A 21,879-nucleotide genomic window follows, 5' to 3' on the forward strand; every position below is an offset into this window, starting at 1 on the left:
GGGACCTGATCGCCCGCGCCGGGCGTTGCCTGGCCCGATGGGGGCGTGGGTGCCTGCGCCTGACTGTCTGGCACCGCCAGGACAAACCCGAAGGTGGTGAATGCCAGGGCGGCGCAAGCCGCGCGGGTGGAGCTACCGAGCTTCATGGCGTGGCCTCCCGTGCCGGATGATCACGCGCCATTGTACGGCGGACGATGCTAGATAGCGCGCTTGCGCAGCACCCCATCGAAGGCCGTTTGCACCATGCGCTGCAGCAAAGGCTGGATACGGCCCGCCGTTTCGGGAAGGTAGTCGAAGGGCAGCGCCTCCTGCATGTAGGTGCACTGCGTCATTTCCAGCTGGATGGCATGGATGCCCTGTTCAGGCTGTCCGTAGTGGCGGGTGATGTAGCCCCCCGTGAAGCGGCCGTTCAGCACGCTGGTGTAGCCCTGCGCTTCGCCTTCGCGGGCGACGGCGTGGACGGCTTCCGCGATGTCCTGCGCGCAGGCGATGCCCTTGCCCGTGCCCAGGTTCAGGTCGGTCAGCTTGCCTTCGAAGAAACGCGGCAGCACCGAACGGATCGAATGCGCGTCCCAGAGCAGCACGACGCCATGTCGGTCGCGCAGGCGGGCCAGCTCTTCGGCGAGTTTGTCATGGTAGGGCTGCCAGACCTGCGCGCGGCGCTGGGCGACCTCCGCTTCGTCCGGCACGTCCTTGGGATCGCGATACAGCGGGGTGTCGTCGAAGGTATCGACGGGACAGAGCCCGGTGACGCTCTGGCCCGGGTACAGGCTGCTGCCGTCGGGCGGACGGTTCAGGTCGGCGACGTAGCGCGAATGCGTGGCGACCAGCACCGACGCGCCCATGCCGACCACGAAGTCGTACAGGCGTTCCAGGTGCCAGTCCGTATCGGGCACGTGGCGCGCCTCGTCGGTCAGGCGGTCCGCGATCGCGGGCGGCACGTAGGTGCCGACGTGCGGCATGGAAACGAGCAGCGGTGCCGTGCCCTGGCGGAAGGTGAAGACGGGACGGTCGGTCAAGAGTTTGGACATGGATGTTCCTCCGGATGATGAATCAGCTTGCCGCCACGAGCGTACGGCGGACGTCGACGAATGCCGCGGCCGCGGCGTCGCGCAGCGCATGGCGGCCTTCCCGCACGCGGGATCGTCCGCCTACCCATACGTTGCGTATGGCCGATGTGCGGTGGCTGCCGAACACATGGGCCGACAGCATGTCGCGCGCCGGCAGCCCGGCCAGGGCCACATGGCCGGGCTCCAGTTCCAGGAAATCGGCCTGTTGGCCCGGCGCGAGCCCGGCAACCGGCCGCCCGCTGGCCTGCGCGCCGCCCGCGACGGCGGCCAGGGTCATCGCGGTGGCGACGTGCGGCTGCCCGGCCTCGGCCATGACGTTGCGCTGCCGCGTGGTCAGGCGCAGCCCGTACTCCAGCCACTGCAGCTCTTCGGCGGCATTCACGGTGGAATGGCTGTCAGAGCCTATCCCCCATCGTCCTGCGCCTTCGCGCCAGTGGGCCATGTCGAACAGGCCGTCGCCCAGGTTGGCTTCGGTCGTGGGACACAGGCCGGCGACCGCGCCGGTGCGGGCGGCGTCCGTCGCTTCGTCGGCCGTCATGTGCGTGGCGTGGACCAGGCACCAGCGCGGCCCCACGGGCGCATGCTCCAGCAGCCAGCGCACGGGCGGCAGGCCGCTCCATGCGATGCAGTCTTCCACTTCCTTCACCTGCTCGGCGATGTGGATATGGATGGGCGCGGTGGGATCGATGGCATCGAGCCCGTCCAGGGCCTCGGTCAAGGACGCGGGTGGCACGGCACGCAGCGAATGCGGCGCCAGGCCCAGCCGCGCGCCTTGCGCATCGCAGGCAGGCTTCAGGGTATCCAGCAGCCGCAGCATGGCGGCCGTGTCGTGCAGGAAGCGGCGCTGGCCGGCATGCGCCGGCGCCCCGCCGAAACCGCTCGTCTGGTACAGCACGGGAAGCAGCGTCATGCCCATGCCGGTCCGTTCGGCCGCGCGCAGGATGGCGTGCGCCATCTCCGGCCCCTGCGGATAGGGTTCGCCTTGCGGATCATGGTGCAGGTAGTGGAATTCGCAGACGCTGGCGTAGCCGGCTTCCAGCATCTCCACGTACAGCCACGTGGCGATCGCCTCCACCTGGGCCGGGTCGATGCGGCCCGCGCACCGGTACATCAGTTCGCGCCAGCTCCAGAAGCTGTCCGCGGTTTGGCCGCGGTATTCGGTCAGCCCGCAGAAGCCACGCTGGAAGGCGTGCGAATGCAGGTTGGGCATGCCAGGAATCAGCGGACCGGTGGCGCGAGGCTGTTCCGGCTCGGCGGCGGTATCGCTGCGCACCTCGGTCAAGCGGCCCTGGGCATCCCAGGCCAGGCTGACGTTGCGCGCCCAGCCTTCCGGCAACAGGGCATCGGCGGCCCATAGACGGTTGGCGTGTTTCATGTGGCCTCCTGTCCACGCGTGACTTCGCGTGCTTGGTCGTTCGGCGCCTGTGGCGCGATGGCCACGGCGATCAATCCCGTTCCGGGCGCAAGGCCCGTCGTCCCCGCGGGCCGCACGCGCCAGCCATGGTCCGATGCGGCCCACCACAGGCCCGTGTCCGGCGCCAATTCGTATTCCGCGCCGTGCCCGGCCTGGACCTGCCAGCGGCTTCCCACGGCCATCAGCAGGCCGTGCGGCGTGCGGGGCAAATCGCCGCCGTGCTGGATGACGGACACGCGCGCCTGCACACGGCCGCGCCGGCTCATCACATTGAAGTCTTCGGACGTGCCGCCCTGCAGTGTGCATTGGACATCGACGTCGCCCGAGAAGGCGAAGGGCGCGAGGGGCCGGGTCAAGGCGTGTTCGCCCGCCGCGAAGCCGCCGCGCAGCACCACGCCGGGGCCGCTCAGCAGCGTAATGACGCGGTCCACGCCCGCGAAGCGCGAGAACGGGCCGCCGGCGTCGATACGCGCCACGCTGATGCGCCACACGAAGTCGTCCAGCCCCGCCCCCGGCGGCCAGCAGGCGACTTCCCGCGTCAATCCGCCGCCGTTTTTCCAAGGCTGGGCAGGCAGGTCGGCCAGCCGGAAGCGCGTCGGCCCGGCCGGCGCGCCCGCTACGTCATGCCGGCCATCTCCGGCCGCCATCGATTCGAATGTGTCAGCCACGCTTGAGCACCGCCTGCAGGAACTCGCGTGTGCGAGCTTGGTTGGGAACGGTGAAGATCTGCGACGGCGGGCCGGCTTCGATGATGCAGCCGTCGTCCATCACCACCACGCTGTCCGCGACTTCCTGCGCGAACGACATTTCATGGGTGACCACCATCATGGTCATGCCCTCCGCGGCCAGGATCTTCATGACTTTCAGCACTTCGCCGACCAGTTCCGGGTCCAGTGCGGACGTCGGCTCGTCGAAGAGCATCACGCGGGGCCGCATCGCCAGGGCCCGGGCAATGGCGACACGCTGCTTCTGGCCGCCCGACAGGCTGGCCGGCATCGCGTCCGCCTTGTGCGCCAATCCCACTTTGTCCAGCAGCGCGCGCGCTTCCTCTTCCGCCTGCCGGCGCGGTATGCGGCGCAGCTTGCGCGGTCCGAGCGTGATGTTGTGCAGTACGTTCAGATGCGCGAACAGGTTGAAGGACTGGAACACCATGCCCACTTCCTCGCGCAGCTTGTTGAGCTTGCCGTCGGGCAGCGTGCGGCCCCCCGACAGCAGCGGCCGGCCGCAGATCTCGATGTCGCCTCCCTGCGCCAGCTCCAGGCCGTTGCAGCAGCGCAGCAGGGTGCTCTTGCCCGATCCGCTCGGGCCGATCACCACGACCACCTGCGAAGGCAGGACGTCCAGGTCGATGCCGCGCAGCACGACGTTATCGCCATAGGCCTTGGTCAACCGGCGGATGCGAACCATGGGGAGCTGATCGGCCATGTTCATTGCACCATTCCTCCCGCGCGCAGGCGCAGCTCGACACGCCGCAGCAGGAACGTCGTGGCGCCGGTCAATATGAAATAGATCACCGCGATGGCCAGGTACACCTCCAGCGAGCGGTACGACACGGAGATGATCTTCTGCCCCTCGTGCATCACGTCGTGGATGGTCAGCAGCGAAACCAGGGCGGAATTCTTGATCAAGGCGATAAATTCGTTGCCCAGCGGCGGAATCATGCGCACGAAGGCCTGCGGCAGCACGACGTTGGCCATGGCCATGCGGGCCGGCATGCCCAGCGAGCGCGCGGCCTCGACCTGCCCGCGGTCGATGGACTGGATGGCGCCGCGCACGATTTCCGACACGTAGGCCCCGCTGTAGACCGACAGGCCGATGGTGCCGCAGACGAACGCGGGCAGCATGATGCCGAACTGCGGCAGGCCGAAGAACAGGATGAACAGCTGCACCAGCAGGGGCGTGCCGCGGATCGCGGCCACGTAGGCCGAGCACACGCCGTAGACCAGGCGGCGGCGGGGGTCCAGTCGTCCCATGCCGACCAGCAGGCCGATCACGCAGCCGCACAGCAGCGACACGGACACGATTTCCACCGTGACCGCGGCGCCGCGGATCAGGTCGGGCCAGTTGGCCCAGACCGGGGAAAAATCCAGATCCATTCAGGGCCTCAGTTGCTGAACCACTTCTTGACGATGGCGTCGTACGTGCCGTCGGCCTTCAGCTGGGCCAGCGCCTTGTTCAGGCTGGTGGTCAACTCGGGCTCGTCCTTGCGCACCGCCATGCCATAGGCTTCGGTGGTGAGCTGCTCGGGCAGGACTTTCAGTCCGCCGCGGGTGCGCACGTACTGGTAGGCGGCGGGCAGGCCGGTTACGGCGGCGTCGGCGCGGCCGATGGCCACCAGGTTGAACATCTGGTCGTTCTTCTCCACCTCCACCAGCTTCACGCCAGGGTAGTGTTCCTTCAGGTAGCCCACGGATTTCGTGCCGACCTGCACGGTGACCTGCTTGCCCTCCAGGTCCTTCGGCGTCTTGATGGCGTTGTTGTCGGCCTTGACCATCGCGACGAGGCCGCCGGCGTAGTAGGAATCGCCGAAGTCGACGACCTTGCGGCGTTCGTCGGTGATGTAGATGGCCGATACGGCCATGTCATAGCGCTTGGATACCAGGCCGGGGATCAGGCCCTTGAAGTCGATCTGCGTCCATTCGACCTTCTTGCCCATGGCCTTGGCCAGCGCCTCGACGAGTTCGATGTCGAAGCCGGTGAGCTTGCCGTTGTCGACGTACTCCATGGGGGGAAAGGTGGCGTCGGTGACGACGCGGATCACGTCATCGGCGCGGGCGGGCGCCGGCACGGCGGCCCACAGCAGGGGACACAGGGCAATCGCGGCCATCAGGGCACGGCGGCTTGGGGCTTTCATGACAGGCTCCTTGGGGTTCGGGACGCGAAGGTCCGGTAAACAGCGGTCAACTCAGGTTCAACAGACGGGACACGCGCGCGGCGGCCACCACGACCATCTCGATCAATTCGCCTTCGCGGGACAAGGCACGCGCGATCGGCGCCATCAGTGTCATGCAGCCCGCCAGCCGCTGGCCGGGGCCCAGGAGCGGGGCGCTAGCTCCCCATACGCCTTCGTCGATTTCGTTCTGGCTGCATGCATAGCCCGCCTTGCGGATCGCCGCCAGCGATGCACGGTCGGGCAATTGCGGATCCGGCGCTTCGTCATGCCAGCCGTCCAGCACCGCATCGCGCCGTGCCGCGGGCAAATGGGCGAGCAGGCACTTGGCCGTGGCGCCCTTGCGCAGGGGCACGCTGCGGCCTTTCTCGAAGGAGCAGCGCAGCGCCTGCGGGCTTTCCAGCATGTCCAGGCAGATGGCGCGATCGTTCACCGCCACGATCAGCCCCACGCTTTCGTTGGACTGCTTCACCAGGCGCTGCATGTCCATGCGCGCCATGTGCACCAGGTTGGAGCTGGCATCGAAGCCTTGCGCCAATTGCAGGCCCAGCGGTCCGGGCGCATAGCTGCCTTCTTCTTCCTGGACGAAACCCCAATGCTTCAGGCGCGCCAATTGGCGATACAGCGAACTGCGCGGCAACCCGGTGGCGTCGGCAAGCTGCTGCGCCGTCGCCGGGCCGTTCCATTGGGCCAAGGTCGCCAGGACCAGCAGGACGCGGTCTTGGGACGCGGGGGATTGCGCGGGCGTGGACATGATGCCGCCAGTATCGGCCAGCCGGGGGCGTTCGGCAAAGCCAAAATTCCCAACGCATGGGAATGCAGGCGGCTTTTGGCGGCTGTCGCGACGGGTGCGGGTTTCTCCTAAGTGACTGATTTCCCTGTGCGTCCGGGAAAATTGGGGAAAACCCTCGTCAGTGGCGGATTGGTATTGGTCCCAAGGCGTGGGACGATCGAGCATGGCCTTATGGGCGCGCCTGGACCTGGAGCCGACCCAGCCGGCGATATCGGGAACCGTGAAGCAAGCAATCGTCCCCGCGATCCTCGCGCCCCGCGTCACTTTTCGCCTACGACGAAAAGTGATTCATTATTTTTCATTAGAGTAAATCAATGGCCGCTCCTATGATCCCTACGATAGTCAGCCAGACAGGGAGATGCACGTGGCAGGGTGGGCGATCGGGATAGATATCGGCGGGACCTTCACCGATATCGTGGCGCTGGATTACGGGGCTTCATGCCTGCACAGCCTGAAAGTGTTGACGACGCACGGCGATCCCGCCGAAGGCGTGGCCGACGGCGTGGGCCGCATGATCGCGTCGCACCGCATCGATCCGTCCAGGGTCACGCGCATCGTGCATGCGACCACGCTGTTCACCAACGCGCTCATCGAGCGCCGCGGCTGCAGGACGGGCTTGCTGGTCACCCACGGATTCAGGGACGTGATCGAGATCGGCCACGAACGCAAATACGACCTGTACGACCTGCAGATCGAGGCGGCACCGCCGCTGGTGGAACGGCGCCTGCGCGCGGAAATCGGTGCCCGCATGGATGCACGCGGCCAGGAAATCGAACCGGTGAATCCCGGCGAGGTACTCGATGCCGTCGGCCCGCTGGTGCGCGAAGGCATCGAGTCGCTGGCGGTCTGCCTGCTGCACGCCTATGCGGACGACCGGCATGAGCGGCAGGTCAGGGACATCCTGCAAGCGGCTTTTCCCGGCCTTGCCATCACGCTGTCCAGCGAGGTCGCGCCGGTCGTCCGCGAATTCGAGCGTATGTCGACGACGTCGGCCAATGCCTATATCAAGCCGCTGGCCAGCCGCTACCTGGACAATCTCCAGCGCCGGCTGCGCGAGCTGGACTTGCGTGCCGACATCCTGATGATGCTTTCCAACGGCGGGCTGTCCCATCTGGGCGAGGCCAGGCGCGTGCCCATCGAACTGCTGGAGTCCGGTCCCGCGGCCGGGGCGATATCGGCGGCCTGCTACAGCGAACGCGACGGGCAGGCCAATCTGCTGGCCTTCGATATGGGCGGCACGACCGCCAAACTGTGCCTGGTGGAGCACGGCCAGCCGTCGATCTCCTTCGGCTTCGAGGCGGCGCGCCGCAAGCGCTTCGCCGAAGGCAGCGGCTTGCCGATACGCATCACCACCATCGACTTGATCGAGATCGGCGCCGGTGGCGGCAGCATCGCCAACCAGGATGCCCTGGGCCTGTTGAAGGTGGGCCCGCACAGCGCGGGCTCCGAGCCTGGTCCGGTCTGCTATGGCCGCGGCGGCGACCAGCCCACCGTGACGGATGCCAATCTGCTGCTGGGCTACCTGAACCCCGACTATTTCGCCGGCGGCACGATGTCCATCGATCGCGAGCTGTCGGGCACCGCCATCGCGGCAATGGGGCGAGACCTGGGCCACGACACCATCGACGTCGCGTGGGGCATCCACGACATCGTCGCGGAGAACATGGCGGGAGCCGCGCGCGTGCACGTCGCGGAACGGGGCCGCGATCCGCGCGACTTCGTGCTGCTGTGCACGGGGGGTGGGGGGCCGCTGCATTCCTACTACGTTGCCCAGAAGATAGGCGTGCGCACCATCATCTGCCCACCGGCGGCCGGCGTGGCGTCGGCCTACGGCCTGCTGGTCGCGCCCGCTCGCGCGGACCGATCGCGCACGGTCCATGTGCGGCCGGCCGTGGACAGCCTGGAGGACCTGGAGCGCGCCTATGCGGAGCTGGAGCACAACGCGGTCGAATCGCTGCGGCCGCTGGATGCGGCGTTTGGGCCCTGCGCGACCCGGCGCAGCGCCGATGGCCGCTTCGCGGGGCAGGGTTTCAGCCTGACGGTATCGCTGCCGCCCGGCCCCTACGCGGGTCCCGGCGCCGCCGACGGCGACACGGTACGCCAGGCGCTGCTGCACGCCTTCGAAGCCGGCTATCGCGAGAAATTCGGACGCACGCCGCCCGATGTTCCGATCGAACTGCTGAACCTGCGCGTCAGCGCGACGGCGCCGCCGCGCGAGCAGCTTGCACACGTGGCCATGGCGCCCGCTGGCGACATCCCGCCCGCCGGCCGGCGAGATGTGTATTTCCGCGAAGCGGCAGGCTTTGTCGATACGCCGGTCTACAAGCGCGAGACATTGCGCCCGGGCTTCGATCGCGCCGGCCCGATGCTGGTCGAGGACGAGGGGTCCACCCTGGTTGTCGGCCCGCGCGGGCACGTACGCCAGCTTCCCAGCGGCAATCTGATCGTCACCATTCAGGAGCAGCAGGCATGACGAATCCCCACGGCCGCACCGGCGCCCAGGCCGCCGATCCCATCTTCCTGGAAGTCTTCTGGACGCGCATCCGCTCCGTGGTCAACGAAGCCGCCAAGCTGATCGTGCGCACATCGTTTTCGACGCTTTCTACCGAGGCCAATGACTTCGCCGTGGTGCTGACCGATTCCGGCGGCCGGTCCCTGGCGGAAAACAGCGGCAGCATTCCCTCCTTCATCGGCACCCTGCCGCGCACGGTGCAGGCGGCGATCGCCCGTTTCGGACGGGACGATATCCGCGACGGCGACGTGTTCATCACCAACAATCCCTGGATCGGCACCGGCCATCTGAACGATGTGAGCCTGGTCAAGCCGATTTTCCATGAGGGCCGGCTGGTGGGCTTCGCGGCCACCGCGGCGCACGTGCCCGACATCGGCGGCAAGATCCGCTCCGTGGACGCGCGCGAACTCTTCGAAGAGGGTTTCCATATCCCCTTGATGCGCCTGTTGCGCGACGGCCAGCCCGACGAGACCTTGCTGTCGCTGATCCGCACCAATGTGCGCACGCCGCAGCAGACAGTGGGCGACATCTGGTCGCAGGTGGGCGCGGTGGAGCTGATCGCCAATCGCCTGGCTGCCATCCTGCATGAATACCGCCTGGACGGTATCGACGAACTGGCGCGCGCCCTGTTCGACCGCAGCGAAGTCGCCATGCGCCGCGCCATACGCGAGCTGCCGAACGGCGAGTACCGCTACGCCATGCAGACCGACGGTTTCGAGAACCGTTTCGAATATCACGTCTGCGTGCGCATCAACGATGAAGACATCGAATGCGATTTCACCGGCACCTCGCCCCAGCAGCCCCGCGGCATCAATTGCGTGCTGGCCTATACCAGCGCGATGACGGTGTACGCGATCAAAAGCCTGTTGCTGCCTGACCTGTCCAATAACGACGGCTTGTTCCGGCCCATCCGGATCAGCGCGCCGGAAGGCAGCATCCTGAATCCGCGCATGCCCGCACCGGTGGGCGGGCGGGCGTGCACCGGCCACTATGTGCCCACGGTGATCTTCGGCGCCTTGTACGGCATCCTCCCGCACAAGGTCATGGCCGGTGTCGGCTCGCCGCTGTGGATCGCCAACCTGAGCGGCACGCGTGAAGACGGCCGGCCTTTCGCGACCGTGCTTTTCTATAACGGCGGCATGGGTGGCACCTTGGGGAAGGACGGCGCCTCCGTGATGTCGTGGCCCAGCAATATTTCGGCGACGCCCATCGAGGTGGCGGAACGGGAAGCGCCGCTCTTCTTCAAGTACAAACGCCTGCGCCCCGATTCGGGCGGGCAGGGCGCCTATCGCGGCGGCCTGGGCCAGGAGGTCTGTTTCGTCAGCCGGCACCACGCGCCGCTGTCGGTGGTATTCCTGACCGAGCGCCTGCGCGTCGCCGCCCCGGGGCTGGGCGGGGGCGGCGACGGCGCGCTGGGCGAGGTCACGATCAACGGCGTAGCCATCGACAGCCGGCGCCCGCACGTGCTGAACCCGGGCGACGAGGTGGTATTGCGCACGCCCGGCGGCGGCGGCTACGGCGATCCGGCGCAGCGGGACGCCGGGGCAAGGACACGGGATATCGCGCAAGGCTATGTCTCGGCGGACTGAGCCCGGCGGCGGCCACGCGCGCCGCCGGGCTCGGTAAATCAACCAGGCCGCTGCAGCGGCTGATTCAAGGGAAAGCATATGAAGATAACGTTGAAGTGTGGTCTGGCCGCCTTGTCGTTATTGGCCTGCCTGGTATCCGCGGGCGCGTCCGCGGCTCCGGCCTACCCGAACAAGCCGATACGGCTGGTAGTCCCTTATCCGGCCGGCGGATCGACCGACGTGCTGGCCCGCATGCTGGGCCAGAAGGTCGGCGAAACCCTGGGCCAGACCGTGATCGTGGAGAACCGTCCCGGCGCCAGCGGCAATATCGGCGCGACCTTCGTGGCGAAGTCCGAGCCGGACGGCTACACCTTGTTCCTGGGGACGTCCACCGCGCTGTCGGTGAACCAGAGCCTGTACAAGACGCTGCCCTACGATCCGCAGAAGGACTTCACGCCCATCGTGCTGGCCACCATGCTGCCCAGCCTGGTGGTGGTGAACGACAAGGTCCCGGTGAAAACGATGCAGGCGTTGACCGACTGGCTGAAAGGCCCCGGCCGCACGGCGAGCTACGCGTCCTCGGGCGCCGGCACACCCGCGCACCTGGGCGGCGAGCTGTACAAGTGGCTGACCGGCACGCACGCGACGCACGTTCCCTACAAGGGCGGCGCGCCGGCCCTGACCGACCTGGTCGGCGGCCAGACCGCCTATATGTTCGCCATCCTGCCCGAGGCCATGCCGCTGGTGAAAACCGGCCAGCTGCGCGCCCTGGCGGTGACCACGGCCCAGCGCCTGCCCGCGTATCCGGACATTCCGACCGTCGCGGAATCCGGCGTGCCGGGCTATGAGCTGATCGGCTGGTACGGCTTCCTGGCGCCGGCCGGTACGCCGCCCGCCATCATCGACACCTTGAACAAGGCGTTCAACAAGGGCCTGCAGGATCCCGAGACGCGCCGGAAACTGCAGGATCTGGGCTTCGAAGTGGCGGGCGGCCCGCCCCAGGCTCTGAGCGAGCTGATGCGCAGTGAATCGGTCAAGTGGAAGCAGGTCATCGACAAGGCCGGCATCAAGCTGGAGTAGAGGTAAGGCCGGCGCTGCTCACGCATGCGGGGCGCGGCCCTTCAACGTTGCGTGGCGCGAGTCTTTTCCGCCACGCGCTTGCCTTCCCGTGTCTTTTCGCCGGGCGCCTTGCCGGCCGTTACCTTGCTGCCCGTTTGCCCGCCGGCTGGCGCCTTGCTGGCTGGGGCCTTGCCCCCAGTGCCTTGACGCCCGGCGGCAAGGGACGTTCGTCGATCGCGCGGCGCATGAACGCCAGCAAATGCGCCGAACTGGGCGAGAGCGCCCGCAGCTTGCGGCTGATCAGGCAGATCTCGCGTGACAGCCTGGGGCCGGTCACTTCGCGGAACACGAAGGGTGCGAACTGTCCCATGCCCGCGGCCAGCGCTGGAATGATGGCGTAGCTCGCGCCCAGGCGCAGCACCGCATGCAGCGACGTCGTGCTGGATATTTCGTCGCGCAGGCCCGAAAACATGTCCGCGCGCCCGGCGTTCTGCCGCAGGAAGGCGCCTATGCCTGTATCGGGCGAGAAACTGACGTAATCAGCGGGATCCAGCTCCGCCCAGCGCAGCGGCTTGCGGCTCGCGCCGTAGCGATGCCGGGGATCGCACACGACGCCGTAGCGATCTTCCAGCAGCGGCGTGTACACCAGGTCGTCGTGTCCCCGATGCCGGCTCGTCACGGCGAAGTCCAGGTCGCCGCCCGCCACCATGGTCTCGACGAGTTCAGCCCCCGCGTCGCGCAGCGAGATCGTGGTGTCGGGATATTCCGTCTTGAAGGCATGGGCCGCGCTGGCCAGGAAGTGCTCGATCACCGAAGCCGCCGCCGCGATGCGGATGTGGCCCTGGCGGCCTTGCGAGAACGCTTGAAGGTCGCTCAGCGCGCCGTCGAAATGGCTGAGTATCTTGTCCGCCTCGACCTTGAAGCGCACCGCTTCGTTCGTCATCGCGACGCGGCGCGTGCTGCGGTCGAACAGCTTGACGCCCACGGTTTCCTCGAACTGCTGGATGGTGGCGGTCAGCGACGATTGGGTCAGGTACAGGCGCGACGCCGCTACCGTGAACGACCCCGCCTCGGCCACCGCCACAAAACATCGCAGGTGGCGCAGGGAAATATTGCGCAGCATCGGTGCCTCCGTCGTCGCCATGCCCGCTTGATCATATATTGGCGAAAACGAATAAACAATCAAAATTCATTGTTTGTGATGAACAAAGCGGCTTCCTAGAATTCTTCCGGCCGTCCCCTTCCGGGACATGCAGAACGGCGCCATCGCCACGAACCGCAAAGGACATAGACATGGGCTTACTCGCAGACCGGGTCAATCGCATCAAGCCTTCACCGAGCTCGATGGCGGGGCAGCGCGCGCGCGAATTGCGCGCCAGCGGCCGAGACATTCTGGGGCTGACCGCGGGCGAGCCGGACTTCGATACCCCGCAGAACGTCATCGAGGCCGCCACGCGCGCCATGGCGCAATCGCGCACCAAGTACACCGACGTGGGCGGCACGCCGGAATTGAAAGCCGCCATCGCCGAGAAATTCAGGCGGGAGAACGGCCTGGAATACAGCAAGGAAGAAATCATCGCCGGCACCGGCGGCAAGCAGGTGATCTTCAACGCGCTGATGTGCACGGTGGGCAAGGGCGACGAGGTCATCGTGCCGGCGCCGTACTGGGTGTCCTATCCCGACATCGCGATGCTGGCCGGCGCCACGCCCGTGTTCGCGCCCACGCGGGTGGAAGAGGGCTTCAAGCTGCGCCCCGACGCGCTGGAGCGCGCGATCACCCCGCGCACGCGCTGGCTGATCTTGAACGCCCCGAACAATCCCAGCGGCGCCACCTATTCCGCGCAGGAACTCAAGGCGCTGGCGCAGGTGCTCCTGCGCCATCCGCACGTGTGGATCCTCACGGACGACATGTACGAACACATCCTCTACGACGGCCGGCGCTTCAGCACCATGGCGCAGGTCGAACCGGAATTGAAGGCGCGCACCTTGACGGTCAACGGCGTGTCCAAGGCCTACGCAATGACGGGCTGGCGCATAGGCTACGCCGGCGGGCCCGCGGAATTGATCAAGGCCATGACCAAGCTGCAGTCGCAAAGTACGTCCAACCCTTCCTCCATCAGCCAGGCCGCGGCGCGCGAAGCGCTGGTGGGGCCACAGGATTTCATCGCGCAGCGCACGGCGATATTCCAGCAGCGCCGGGATTTCCTGGTGAGTGCCTTGAACAGCATTCCAGGCATCCGCTGCCATGTGCCGGAAGGCGCCTTCTATGCCTTTCCGTCCTGCGCGCAATTGATGGGGCGCCGCACGCCGCGCGGAAGCACCCTGCGCAGCGACGAAGACTTCATCATGTACCTGCTGGAAGAAGTCGATTTCGCCGTCCTGCAAGGCGCGGCCTATGGCGTGTCGCCGTATTTCCGCCTGTCGTTCGCGGCATCCATGAATGCCATAGAGGAAGGCTGCGACCGCCTGCGCCGCGCTTGCGGGAAACTGGCCTGAGTTGTTGGGCTGGGCCGGTTCCGTCGGATAGCGGCAAGATATTCGTTCTTGGAGGGCAGGGACGGGATACGCGCATCCGTCTTGGCGGCATACCGCTAGCACGGTAGCCCAGTGGGGTGCGACGCTACCGAAAAACCGCCAAATCAAAAAAAACGACCGATTTTAAAAGGCGCCGCTGGGCGCAGTCAGCCATACTCGTTGAACATACCTTATTGCATCTTCTGTGCGTTTCGGATAATGAACAACGGAGAGTTTTATAGGCTTTATTCTGGACGTTTGGGGCGAGGGAAGAATTATAGCCGGTAATCAGATTACTGGTTTTGTGGAGGCGGACAATCTCAATCATGTGAATCAGAGGATTTCCAATGGTTCTTATTCGGGACAGCCGATTCCGAGGTTAATCCCGGTTGATAACTACTACTATCCACAATTTCCGATAAGTGATAATTCATACACGTACTTGACGTTGATCGGCTCCCCCATAGCGCCGGCTGTTGTGGCTGAGATGTTAAGAGTATTCGATAAAAGCGCTGGAGGTCGTATTTATCTATATGATCCGCAGGATGAAGACCTCGATACGTTCGAAAAAGCGATATTTTCATCGAAACTTATAATGGACGGAACCTATAATCCGAGAGGTCTTCCCTCGCCATTTAGTCAGATTTATTTGCCTGTTGCGGAGCAAACTAAAGCAGAGTATGTAATGACATACAAGTGGTACGACAAAGAACTATAGTAAGTTGAACGCTGGTACACGCATGTGCGGGGTATCGCGGCGTCCTACGCGCGCCCCGCGAGCCTGGCGACGTCTCGCCGCCGTGGCGCGCCAGATGGCGGCGATGATTGCGTCGTGCATTCCGGTAGATGCCGTTTAGCGCGGTCACGAAGATCCGACAAGCGGCCAGCGGCTCGACCAGGGAGGTAATCCCAATATCGGGCCCGTGTGCGCAAGCAACGGGGAGACGCTCTCGTGGTTCGGATCGGCGAAGTGCTGGATGCCAGGGTGGCGGAAGGCTTTGCAGGGCTGGGTGCCGGCTGATGTGACGTAACCCTCTGACCTGCACCTCTGCCGTAAACCGCTGATCTGAAATGCAAAAACCGACCTGAGGGTCGGTTTTTGTCTGGAATTTTTGGTGGAGCGGAGGAGGATCGAACTCCCGACCTTCGCATTGCGAACGCGACGCTCTCCCAGCTGAGCTACCGCCCCACATCAAGCAAGTCCGCAACTATACCAGAAAATTTCCACGTGGCGTGCCCGCATGCCGGTCCGTCCAGAGCGTGAGGGCGCAGCCTCTTTTCGCTCATCAATCCGCGAAAATGTATGTATCTGGACATGTTGTTACATTACCACAATGTGGCATCGTGCCAACGGCTGATAGGCCGTTTTTGCTTTCGCCGTGCGACGTTACATTCGCGCCGAGCTGCACCGAATAGAGGATAGGAGGGGTTTGCCCGAAGTTGGACGCAATAGACCCCACTTTTAACGGAAGAGCAGGCTACGTCCGTGCCCCCATTACAAATGTGTCCACGCCTTGAAAGGTTTCACTACCATAATATTTACATTCTCCTGATAGCTTGTGACATAAATCGCGTTTTTCTGGAGTTGATCGAGCGTTGAACGACACAGACAATGCCGGCCGCAGTTTCATCTTAGCTGTTTCGTCGACCGTTCCTCTTGTAAAAACGACCTGTATGCGGAGCGGCACGTGCTGAGCGCGAAGTATTACAGCCGGGAAATCAGCTGTTACTCCACCACGACCACGCATCACGGGAAAGTCATGCATTTGTTTCGTCTGAAGCATCTTGTTGCCGCAATTGCAACCGCAGCGACGGCCGCCGCCGTCGCCCAACCCAGCCAGTCCAACGCCCAGCTTGCCAAGCCGCCCGTGGTTCCGGCCGCCGGGGCACCGGTTGCACAAGCCACCGACGTCAAGGGTGCCGCGACCCTGTACCAGGTCGTTGAGCAGACGCTCCTCACCAATCCGGAAATCCAGGCTCGCTACAACGACTTCCGTTCTTCCCTGGAAGGGCAGAACGTCGCCCGCGGCGGCTTCCTGCCGCAAGTCAACGCGCAGGGCTGGCTCGGCCATGAATGGCAAAGCAATCTGCCCGGCCAAGGCTCGGCCAGCTGGAATCGCCCCGGTTATACGCTGGAGCTGCGCCAACTGCTGTTTGACGGCTTCAAGACCACCAGCGACGTGAAGCAGGCCGGTTTCGAAAAGCTGTCGCGCTTCTACGACCTGCTCGCCACCAGCGATGAGATGGCCTTCAATGCGACGCAATCTTTCCTGGACGTCGAGCGCTATCGCGACCTGGAGTTGCTGGCGCGCCAGAACTACAGCCTGCACGAAGAAACGATGAAGCAGATCCGCGAGCGCGCGGATTCCGGCGTGGGCCGCCGCGTGGACCTGGAACAGGCGGGCGGCCGCCTGGCCCTGGCGCAGACCAACCTGATGACGGAAAGCGCCAACCTGAACGACGTGACGCAGCGTTTCCGCCGCGTCACCGGCCTGGATGTGCCGAACACGCTGGCGCCGACTCCGCGCGTGGACGACAAGCTGCCCAAGGATCCGAAGAACTTCAACGACTCGCTGCGCAGCAACCCGTCCTTTCTGTCGAAGCAGGCGCTGCTGCAGGCCGCCGATGCCGGCGTGCAGTCGTCCAAGGGCGCGTTCTCGCCCAAGTTCGAATTCGTGGCCTCCAGCGGCACCGACTCGTCGCAGCCCGGCCCCGACTACAAGAACACGCGCAGCAACAACGTGCAGGTCGTCATGTCGTACAACCTGTACCGCGGCGGTGCCGATTCCGCGCGTGTGCGCCAGACCTCGGCGCAGAGCTATGCCGCGCGCGACGTCCGCAACTTCACCTGCCGCAATATCCAGCAGGACGTGGCGATCGCATGGAACAACGTGGTGCACCTGCGCCAGGCGCTGCCCTTCCTGCGCGACCACGAAGTGGCGACGACCAAGGTCCGCGACGCCTATCGCCAACAGTTCCAGATCGGCCAGCGCACGCTGCTGGACTTGCTGGATACCGAAAACGAATTGTTCGAATCGCGCCGCGCGCTGACCAACGCGCTGTATGACCTGCAGGTGGCCCAGTACCGCTGGCTGACGCTGTCGCACAAGCTGCTGCCCACGCTGGGCCTGCGCCCAGCCAACGACGAGACGCCGGAAGAAAACGGCAAGCTCGAAGTCAGCGACGAAGTCATCAAGCTGTGCAATTCGACGGTGCCGGACGCCTCGCGCCTCCAGCCCGTGAAGGTGAATTACAACAGCGACATGAGCCCGCCGGATCTGGTACCCGCCGGCAAGGCTTCCCAACCCAGCCCGGCCAAGCCGGGTTCCACCCCGAAGTGGTGATCTGCCATGGCGACTCAAGGCGACAAGGAACGAGACGGCGAGTTTTCCAAGCTCGACCTGGATTTTGTCCGCGTACTCGAAGACCTGATAGACGCCTTGATCGCCAACGGCACGCTGCGGCTGACCGATCTGCCGCCGCAGGCGCAGCGCAAGCTCAACGAGCGCAAGCAGCACCGGGCCAGGTTATCCGAACATCTGGATTTGTTGGACGATGAAGACGGACAAGTCATTTGACCGCTCGGTGGACTCGTGGCGCGTAGACCCGCGCTCGACCCATGACGATCCCCTGTTGGAATGCCTGGTCGAGCTGACCCGCGTGCATGGCGTGCCGGCCACGGCGCAGGCCCTGTCGGCGGGGCTGCCGCTGGTGGACCAGCGCCTGACGCCCGCGCTGTTGCCGCGTGCCGCGGCGCGGGCCCGCCTGTCGGCGCGCCTGGTCAAGCGTACGGTGGCGGAAATCCCGACCGATATCCTGCCGGCCATCCTGTTGCTGCACGGCGAACGCGCCTGCCTGCTGCTGGAAGCGCGCGAAGGCACATACCTCATCAGCCATCCCGAACTGGGCGCGGGCGCGGTGGAAATCACTGCGGAGGAACTGGCGCAGGATTACACGGGCATGGCGTGCTTCGTACGCCCGCAGTTCCGCTTCGACGCGCGCTCGCCGGAGATCGGCAAGGTGCGCGGCCGGCACTGGTTCTGGTCGGCGATATTCGAGAACCGGCGGCTGTACCGCGACGCCATCCTGGCGGCGCTGCTGATCAACGTCTTCGCCATGGCGATGCCGCTGTTCACGATGAACGTGTACGACCGTGTCGTCCCCAACAACGCGCTCGAGACCCTTTGGGTGCTGGTGGTGGGGATCGCCATCGTGGTGATCTTCAATACCATCCTTACCACGGCCCGGTCCCACGTGATCGACAGCGCGAGCAAGCGCGTGGATGTGCGCTTGTCGGCACTGATCATGGAGCGCGTCCTGGACCTGCGCATGGAAGCTCGGCCCGCGTCGGTGGGCTCGTTCGCCGCCAACCTGCGTTCCTTCGAGTCCATACGCGACTTCATCGCCTCGGCCAGCATTACCACGCTGGTCGACCTGCCGTTCGTTGTCCTGTTCTTGCTGGTGCTGGCGTGGATTTCGCCGTGGATGCTGATTCCACCGGTGGTTGCCATCGTGCTGATCGTGCTGGTCTCCCTGGCGGCGCAGTTCCGCATGGAGACCTTGACCATGGCGTCCTACCAAGCCTCGTCTCAGCGCAATGCCACCCTGGTGGAGGCCCTGACGGGCTTCGAAACGGTCAAGACCTTGAACGCCCAGGGCGCCATGCAGCGCAACTGGGAGCGATCCACCGAGTACATCGCCAACATCAGCAGCAAGCTGAAGCTGATGTCCAGCACGACGGTGGGCTTCGTCGCGGCCATGCAGCAGCTGGTGTCGGTGGCGGTGGTGACGATAGGCGTGTACCTGGCGCACGATTCGGCCGTGTCCATGGGCGGCATTATCGCGGCGTCGATGATTTCCGGCCGCTGCCTGGTGCCGCTGGGCCAGATCGCCGGGCTGCTGATGCAATACCAGAACGCACGGACGTCGCTGGGCTCCATCGACAACTACATGCAACTGCCGGTCGAACGCCCGGAAACCGCGGAGTTCCTGCATCGACCGGTCTTCCACGGATCGGTCGAGTTCCGCGACGTGACCTTTTCCTATCCCGGCGCCGCGCAGCCCGTGCTGCAGAACGTGTCCTTCAAGCTGAATCCCGGTGACAAGGTCGGCATCATCGGCCGCATCGGCTCGGGCAAGACCACGCTCGAAAAGCTGATCATGGGCCTGTACCAGCCATCCGAAGGCACGGTGCTGCTGGATGGCGTGGACGTCCGCCAGATCGACCCGGCCGACCTGCGCCGCGCGATCGGCTACGTGCCCCAGGACCCGGTGCTGTTCTACGGCAGCTTGAAGCACAACATCTCCATGGGCGCGCCCTACGCGGACGACGCCAGCATTCTGGCGGCGGCCGAGGTCGCGGGCGTGAGCGAGTTCGCGAACGTGCATCCGGACGGCTTCGACATGCTGATCGGCGAACGCGGCGAATCCTTGTCCGGGGGCCAGCGGCAGTCGGTGGCGATCTCGCGTGCCTTGATCAACGATCCGCCGGTGCTGCTGCTGGATGAGCCCAGCAGCAATATGGATCACCAGAGCGAAGCGCGCTTGCGCAAGCAGCTGAGCGCCGCGGGCGCCAACAAGACGATGTTCCTCATCACCCACCGCACGGCGCTGCTGGAACTGGTGACGCGCCTGATCGTGATCGATGGCGGCCGTATCGTGGCCGATGGTCCCAAGGACCAGGTCGTCGAAGCGTTGCGCACGGGCCGGGTGGGACGAGGGAGCTGATCATGGACACGCATGTCGCGAACGGAAACGGTTCCTTCCTGGGGGCGCTCGTGCGTCTGCCGCGGACGGTGTTCGTCAAGCTGTTCGACATCCTGTTGGATGGCGAGGAGCGAGGCAAGCCCAAGGTGACGACCGGCTATACCGGCAATGCCGAGTGGGCGATCTATCACTCCGATGCGCGAGGCGCGCGCGTGCTGCTATGGACCTCGGTGGTCGTGGTGGCGGGCTTGCTGACCTGGGCTGCCTATGGCCCCATCGACGAAGTGGTGCGCGGCGAGGGCAAGGTCGTGCCGTCGCGCCAGGTCCAGGTGGTGCAGAGCCTGGACGGCGGTATCGTCAAGGAAATCATGGTGCGGCCTGGCCAGACCGTCGAGCCAGGCCAGATCCTGCTGAAGATCGACCCGACGCGCTTCAATTCCTCCCTGGGCGAGAACCAGGCCGAATACCTGTCGCTGCAAGCCAAGGCCTCGCGCCTGCGCGCCCTGGCGACCGGCGAGCCCTTCGAGGTGCCGCCGGAAGTGCAGGAAAAGCTGCCTGTCGCGGCGGAGGCCGAGCGCAATGCATGGATCCAGCGCACCAACGAATTGAATGCGACGATCAACGTCGCCAAGGAACAGGTCAAGCAACGCCAGGAAGAACTGCGGGAAACCCAGGCCAAGCGCGACCAGGCGTCCACCACTTGCTCGTTGACGTCGCGGGAACTGGCGGTGACGCGGCCGCTCCTGAGCAGTGGCGCGGTTTCCGAAGTGGATCTGCTGCGCCTGCAGCGCGATGTCGCCAAGAGCTGCGGCGACCAGAAGGCAGCCGAAGCCCAGATTGACCGCATCCAGGCGTCCATCCAGGAGGCCCTGAGCAAGACCAAGGAAGCGGAACTGACTATCCGCAACCAGGCGCGCAGCGACCTGTCGGATACCACGACCAAGCTGCGTACGCTGGGCGAAGGCAAGCTGGCGCTGGCCGACAAGGTCAAGCTGGCGGAGATCCGCTCCCCGGTGCGTGGCACGGTCAAGACCTTGCTGGCGAACACGGTTGGCGGCGTGGTGCAGCCCGGCAAGGACATCATCGAGATTGTCCCGACCGACGACACGCTGCTGCTGGAAGTGCGTATCCAGCCGCGCGACATCGGCTTCCTGCACGCGCAGCAGAAGGCGGAGGTGAAGTTCACGGCCTATGACTTCTCCATCTACGGCGGTTTGCCGGGCGTCGTGGAGCAGATCAACGCCGACACGACCACCGACGAGCGCGGCAATTCGTTCTACATCGTGCGGGTACGCACCGATCGCGCCACCGTTGGCGACACGCATCTGCCGATTATCCCGGGCATGATCGCCGAAGTGCATATCCTTACCGGCAAACGGACGGTGCTGCAGTACCTGCTCAAGCCCATCCTGCGCGCCAAAGAAAACGCATTCACCGAACGCTAGGCGGGCAGGGGCCGGCCGACAGCCCCGCTCGCTCGTTCGGATTCGCATCCGCATACCCCGCGCGCGGCGCGTCACGTCGCGCCGCAGCGGGCTACTGGAAGAGGTATTGATGCACGTGGCACCGGTTCTGTTCGTCACCCATGACGATCTGCTATGGAAACACTGGTCGGGCCTGGACGCGCGACGCTGGCTGCCTGCGCGCGGGCGCACGCTGCCGGATGTCTCGCGCTGGCGCGAACAGGGCAGGTCGCTGGTGGTGGTGGATGCGGACCTGCCCAGGCTTCCGGCTTGGAATTCCGAGCAGTGGACCGGCGCGATCAAGGGCTTGCGCGCCATCGTGGCCAGCGCGCGTCCGCATGACGAACAGGGCACCAAGGTGCTGGCCTCCGGTGCCGTGGGCTATTGCCATACCTATGCACCGCCGGCCTTGCTGAACCAGGTCCTGGAAGTGGTGGACGCCGGCGAGATCTGGATGGGGCGCTCCCTGGTGACGCGTCTGCTGCGACTGGTGGAAAGCCGCGCGGGCGGCAAGGAAGAATGGCACGCCAATGCGCTGACCGAGCGCGAGGACATGGTCGCGCGCCGTGCCGCGGTGGGCGAGGCCAACGGCGAAATCGCCGCCGCACTGGGCATCACCGAGCGCACGGTCAAGGCGCACCTCTCGTCGGTCTTCGAAAAACTGGGGGTAAGCGACCGCCTCCAGCTGGCGCTGCGGGTACACGGCATCAGCCGTTGAGCGGCTGCGCGGCGCGACGGCCGTGCCGTACCCTGCGCCCGCCGGGCGATGGCCGGATGCCTGGCCCCGAACGGACGGCACCCATTCCCGCCGCGGCCCAGCCCGGACAACCGGGTATACAACCGCAGGCGCATCCTTGTTTACTACGCCCAGCCGTACGCCTCGTAGGTTC

General features: G+C 65.4%; 17 protein-coding genes and 1 tRNA gene. 9 read left to right on the plus strand and 9 right to left on the minus strand.

What is annotated here, in order from left to right:
• Positions 1 to 197: 197 nt before the first annotated feature.
• From hutG to AKI39_RS10135, 7 genes are all read right to left on the minus strand, one after another.
• The gene (hutG, locus tag AKI39_RS10105; protein ID WP_066635114.1) at positions 198 to 1,031 is read right to left on the minus strand and encodes an N-formylglutamate deformylase; all 834 of its coding nucleotides are present in this window, start codon (positions 1,029 to 1,031) and stop codon (positions 198 to 200) included.
• A 22-nt stretch (positions 1,032 to 1,053) separates the two neighbouring features.
• On the minus strand, positions 1,054 to 2,445 hold the full coding sequence (locus AKI39_RS10110; protein WP_066635117.1) for a formimidoylglutamate deiminase: 1,392 nt from the start codon (positions 2,443 to 2,445) through the stop codon (positions 1,054 to 1,056).
• Positions 2,442 to 3,152, minus strand: a complete 711-nt coding sequence (locus AKI39_RS10115; protein WP_235610785.1) for a HutD/Ves family protein — start codon at positions 3,150 to 3,152, stop codon at positions 2,442 to 2,444. Before AKI39_RS10115 ends, AKI39_RS10110 begins: the two co-directional genes overlap by 4 nt.
• On the minus strand, positions 3,145 to 3,915 hold the full coding sequence (locus AKI39_RS10120; RefSeq protein WP_066635122.1) for an amino acid ABC transporter ATP-binding protein: 771 nt from the start codon (positions 3,913 to 3,915) through the stop codon (positions 3,145 to 3,147). Before AKI39_RS10120 ends, AKI39_RS10115 begins: the two co-directional genes overlap by 8 nt.
• A complete protein-coding gene (locus tag AKI39_RS10125; RefSeq protein WP_066635125.1) occupies positions 3,912 to 4,580 on the minus strand; it encodes an amino acid ABC transporter permease in 669 nt (222 codons plus the stop codon). Before AKI39_RS10125 ends, AKI39_RS10120 begins: the two co-directional genes overlap by 4 nt.
• Before the next feature lie 8 nt (positions 4,581 to 4,588).
• Positions 4,589 to 5,311: a glutamine ABC transporter substrate-binding protein gene (locus tag AKI39_RS10130; protein WP_145925415.1), complete on the minus strand. Its 723-nt coding sequence runs from the start codon at positions 5,309 to 5,311 to the stop codon at positions 4,589 to 4,591.
• Between the two features lie 73 nt (positions 5,312 to 5,384).
• A complete protein-coding gene (locus AKI39_RS10135; protein WP_066635130.1) occupies positions 5,385 to 6,128 on the minus strand; it encodes an IclR family transcriptional regulator in 744 nt (247 codons plus the stop codon).
• 397 nt (positions 6,129 to 6,525) lie between these two features.
• Between AKI39_RS10135 and AKI39_RS10140 the strand changes: the two genes are divergently transcribed.
• From AKI39_RS10140 to AKI39_RS10150, 3 genes are all read left to right on the plus strand, one after another.
• A complete protein-coding gene (locus AKI39_RS10140) occupies positions 6,526 to 8,640 on the plus strand; it encodes a hydantoinase/oxoprolinase family protein (RefSeq protein WP_083228754.1) in 2,115 nt (704 codons plus the stop codon).
• Positions 8,637 to 10,268 carry a hydantoinase B/oxoprolinase family protein gene (locus tag AKI39_RS10145; RefSeq protein ID WP_066635131.1) on the plus strand — a complete coding sequence of 544 codons (1,632 nt, stop codon included), beginning with the start codon at positions 8,637 to 8,639 and terminating at the stop codon, positions 10,266 to 10,268. The genes AKI39_RS10140 and AKI39_RS10145 overlap by 4 nt, the downstream gene beginning before the upstream one ends.
• Positions 10,269 to 10,346: 78 nt before the next feature.
• On the plus strand, positions 10,347 to 11,327 hold the full coding sequence (locus AKI39_RS10150; protein WP_066635132.1) for a Bug family tripartite tricarboxylate transporter substrate binding protein: 981 nt from the start codon (positions 10,347 to 10,349) through the stop codon (positions 11,325 to 11,327).
• Between the two features lie 118 nt (positions 11,328 to 11,445).
• On the opposite strand, the gene AKI39_RS10155 is transcribed toward AKI39_RS10150, so the two are convergent.
• Positions 11,446 to 12,450, minus strand: a complete 1,005-nt coding sequence (locus AKI39_RS10155) for a LysR family transcriptional regulator (protein ID WP_235610786.1) — start codon at positions 12,448 to 12,450, stop codon at positions 11,446 to 11,448.
• Between the two features lie 149 nt (positions 12,451 to 12,599).
• Between AKI39_RS10155 and AKI39_RS10160 the strand changes: the two genes are divergently transcribed.
• A complete protein-coding gene (locus AKI39_RS10160; RefSeq protein ID WP_066635136.1) occupies positions 12,600 to 13,802 on the plus strand; it encodes a pyridoxal phosphate-dependent aminotransferase in 1,203 nt (400 codons plus the stop codon).
• A gap of 1,131 nt (positions 13,803 to 14,933) precedes the next feature.
• Here the strand turns inward: AKI39_RS10160 and AKI39_RS10165 are convergent.
• Positions 14,934 to 15,009: transfer RNA gene (locus AKI39_RS10165), tRNA-Ala, on the minus strand.
• Between the two features lie 571 nt (positions 15,010 to 15,580).
• On the opposite strand from AKI39_RS10165, the gene AKI39_RS10170 reads away from it, so the two are divergent.
• From AKI39_RS10170 to AKI39_RS10190, 5 genes are all read left to right on the plus strand, one after another.
• A complete protein-coding gene (locus AKI39_RS10170; RefSeq protein ID WP_083228755.1) occupies positions 15,581 to 17,164 on the plus strand; it encodes a TolC family outer membrane protein in 1,584 nt (527 codons plus the stop codon).
• 6 nt (positions 17,165 to 17,170) lie between these two features.
• Positions 17,171 to 17,398 carry a hypothetical protein gene (locus tag AKI39_RS10175; RefSeq protein WP_066635139.1) on the plus strand — a complete coding sequence of 76 codons (228 nt, stop codon included), beginning with the start codon at positions 17,171 to 17,173 and terminating at the stop codon, positions 17,396 to 17,398.
• On the plus strand, positions 17,376 to 19,547 hold the full coding sequence (locus AKI39_RS10180) for a type I secretion system permease/ATPase (protein ID WP_066635142.1): 2,172 nt from the start codon (positions 17,376 to 17,378) through the stop codon (positions 19,545 to 19,547). The genes AKI39_RS10175 and AKI39_RS10180 overlap by 23 nt, the downstream gene beginning before the upstream one ends.
• A 2-nt stretch (positions 19,548 to 19,549) precedes the next feature.
• Positions 19,550 to 20,971: an HlyD family type I secretion periplasmic adaptor subunit gene (locus AKI39_RS10185; protein ID WP_066635145.1), complete on the plus strand. Its 1,422-nt coding sequence runs from the start codon at positions 19,550 to 19,552 to the stop codon at positions 20,969 to 20,971.
• Positions 20,972 to 21,080: 109 nt separating this feature from the next.
• Positions 21,081 to 21,707 (plus strand): response regulator transcription factor, encoded by a 627-nt coding sequence (locus AKI39_RS10190; RefSeq protein ID WP_066635151.1) that lies wholly within the window; start codon positions 21,081 to 21,083, stop codon positions 21,705 to 21,707.
• Positions 21,708 to 21,879: the final 172 nt, after the last annotated feature.

Source organism: Bordetella sp. H567, from assembly GCF_001704295.1.
Taxonomy (GTDB): Bacteria; Pseudomonadota; Gammaproteobacteria; order Burkholderiales; family Burkholderiaceae_B; genus Bordetella_C.

Bases quoted from the DNA above. Each gene is read 5' to 3' on its own strand.
- AKI39_RS10160 (WP_066635136.1), top strand. From the start codon at position 12,600: ATGGGCTTACTCGCAGACCGGGTCAATCGCATCAAGCCTTCACCGAGC.
- AKI39_RS10170 (WP_083228755.1), top strand. From the start codon at position 15,581: ATGCATTTGTTTCGTCTGAAGCATCTTGTTGCCGCAATTGCAACCGCA.
- AKI39_RS10155 (WP_235610786.1), bottom strand. From the start codon at position 12,450: ATGGCGACGACGGAGGCACCGATGCTGCGCAATATTTCCCTGCGCCAC.
- AKI39_RS10180 (WP_066635142.1), top strand. From the start codon at position 17,376: ATGAAGACGGACAAGTCATTTGACCGCTCGGTGGACTCGTGGCGCGTA.
- AKI39_RS10150 (WP_066635132.1), top strand. From the start codon at position 10,347: ATGAAGATAACGTTGAAGTGTGGTCTGGCCGCCTTGTCGTTATTGGCC.
- AKI39_RS10140 (WP_083228754.1), top strand. From the start codon at position 6,526: ATGCACGTGGCAGGGTGGGCGATCGGGATAGATATCGGCGGGACCTTC.
- AKI39_RS10125 (WP_066635125.1), bottom strand. From the start codon at position 4,580: ATGGATCTGGATTTTTCCCCGGTCTGGGCCAACTGGCCCGACCTGATC.
- AKI39_RS10135 (WP_066635130.1), bottom strand. From the start codon at position 6,128: ATGTCCACGCCCGCGCAATCCCCCGCGTCCCAAGACCGCGTCCTGCTG.
- AKI39_RS10175 (WP_066635139.1), top strand. From the start codon at position 17,171: ATGGCGACTCAAGGCGACAAGGAACGAGACGGCGAGTTTTCCAAGCTC.
- AKI39_RS10130 (WP_145925415.1), bottom strand. From the start codon at position 5,311: ATGGCCGCGATTGCCCTGTGTCCCCTGCTGTGGGCCGCCGTGCCGGCG.
- AKI39_RS10185 (WP_066635145.1), top strand. From the start codon at position 19,550: ATGGACACGCATGTCGCGAACGGAAACGGTTCCTTCCTGGGGGCGCTC.
- AKI39_RS10145 (WP_066635131.1), top strand. From the start codon at position 8,637: ATGACGAATCCCCACGGCCGCACCGGCGCCCAGGCCGCCGATCCCATC.
- AKI39_RS10190 (WP_066635151.1), top strand. From the start codon at position 21,081: ATGCACGTGGCACCGGTTCTGTTCGTCACCCATGACGATCTGCTATGG.
- AKI39_RS10120 (WP_066635122.1), bottom strand. From the start codon at position 3,915: ATGAACATGGCCGATCAGCTCCCCATGGTTCGCATCCGCCGGTTGACC.
- AKI39_RS10110 (WP_066635117.1), bottom strand. From the start codon at position 2,445: ATGAAACACGCCAACCGTCTATGGGCCGCCGATGCCCTGTTGCCGGAA.
- hutG (WP_066635114.1), bottom strand. From the start codon at position 1,031: ATGTCCAAACTCTTGACCGACCGTCCCGTCTTCACCTTCCGCCAGGGC.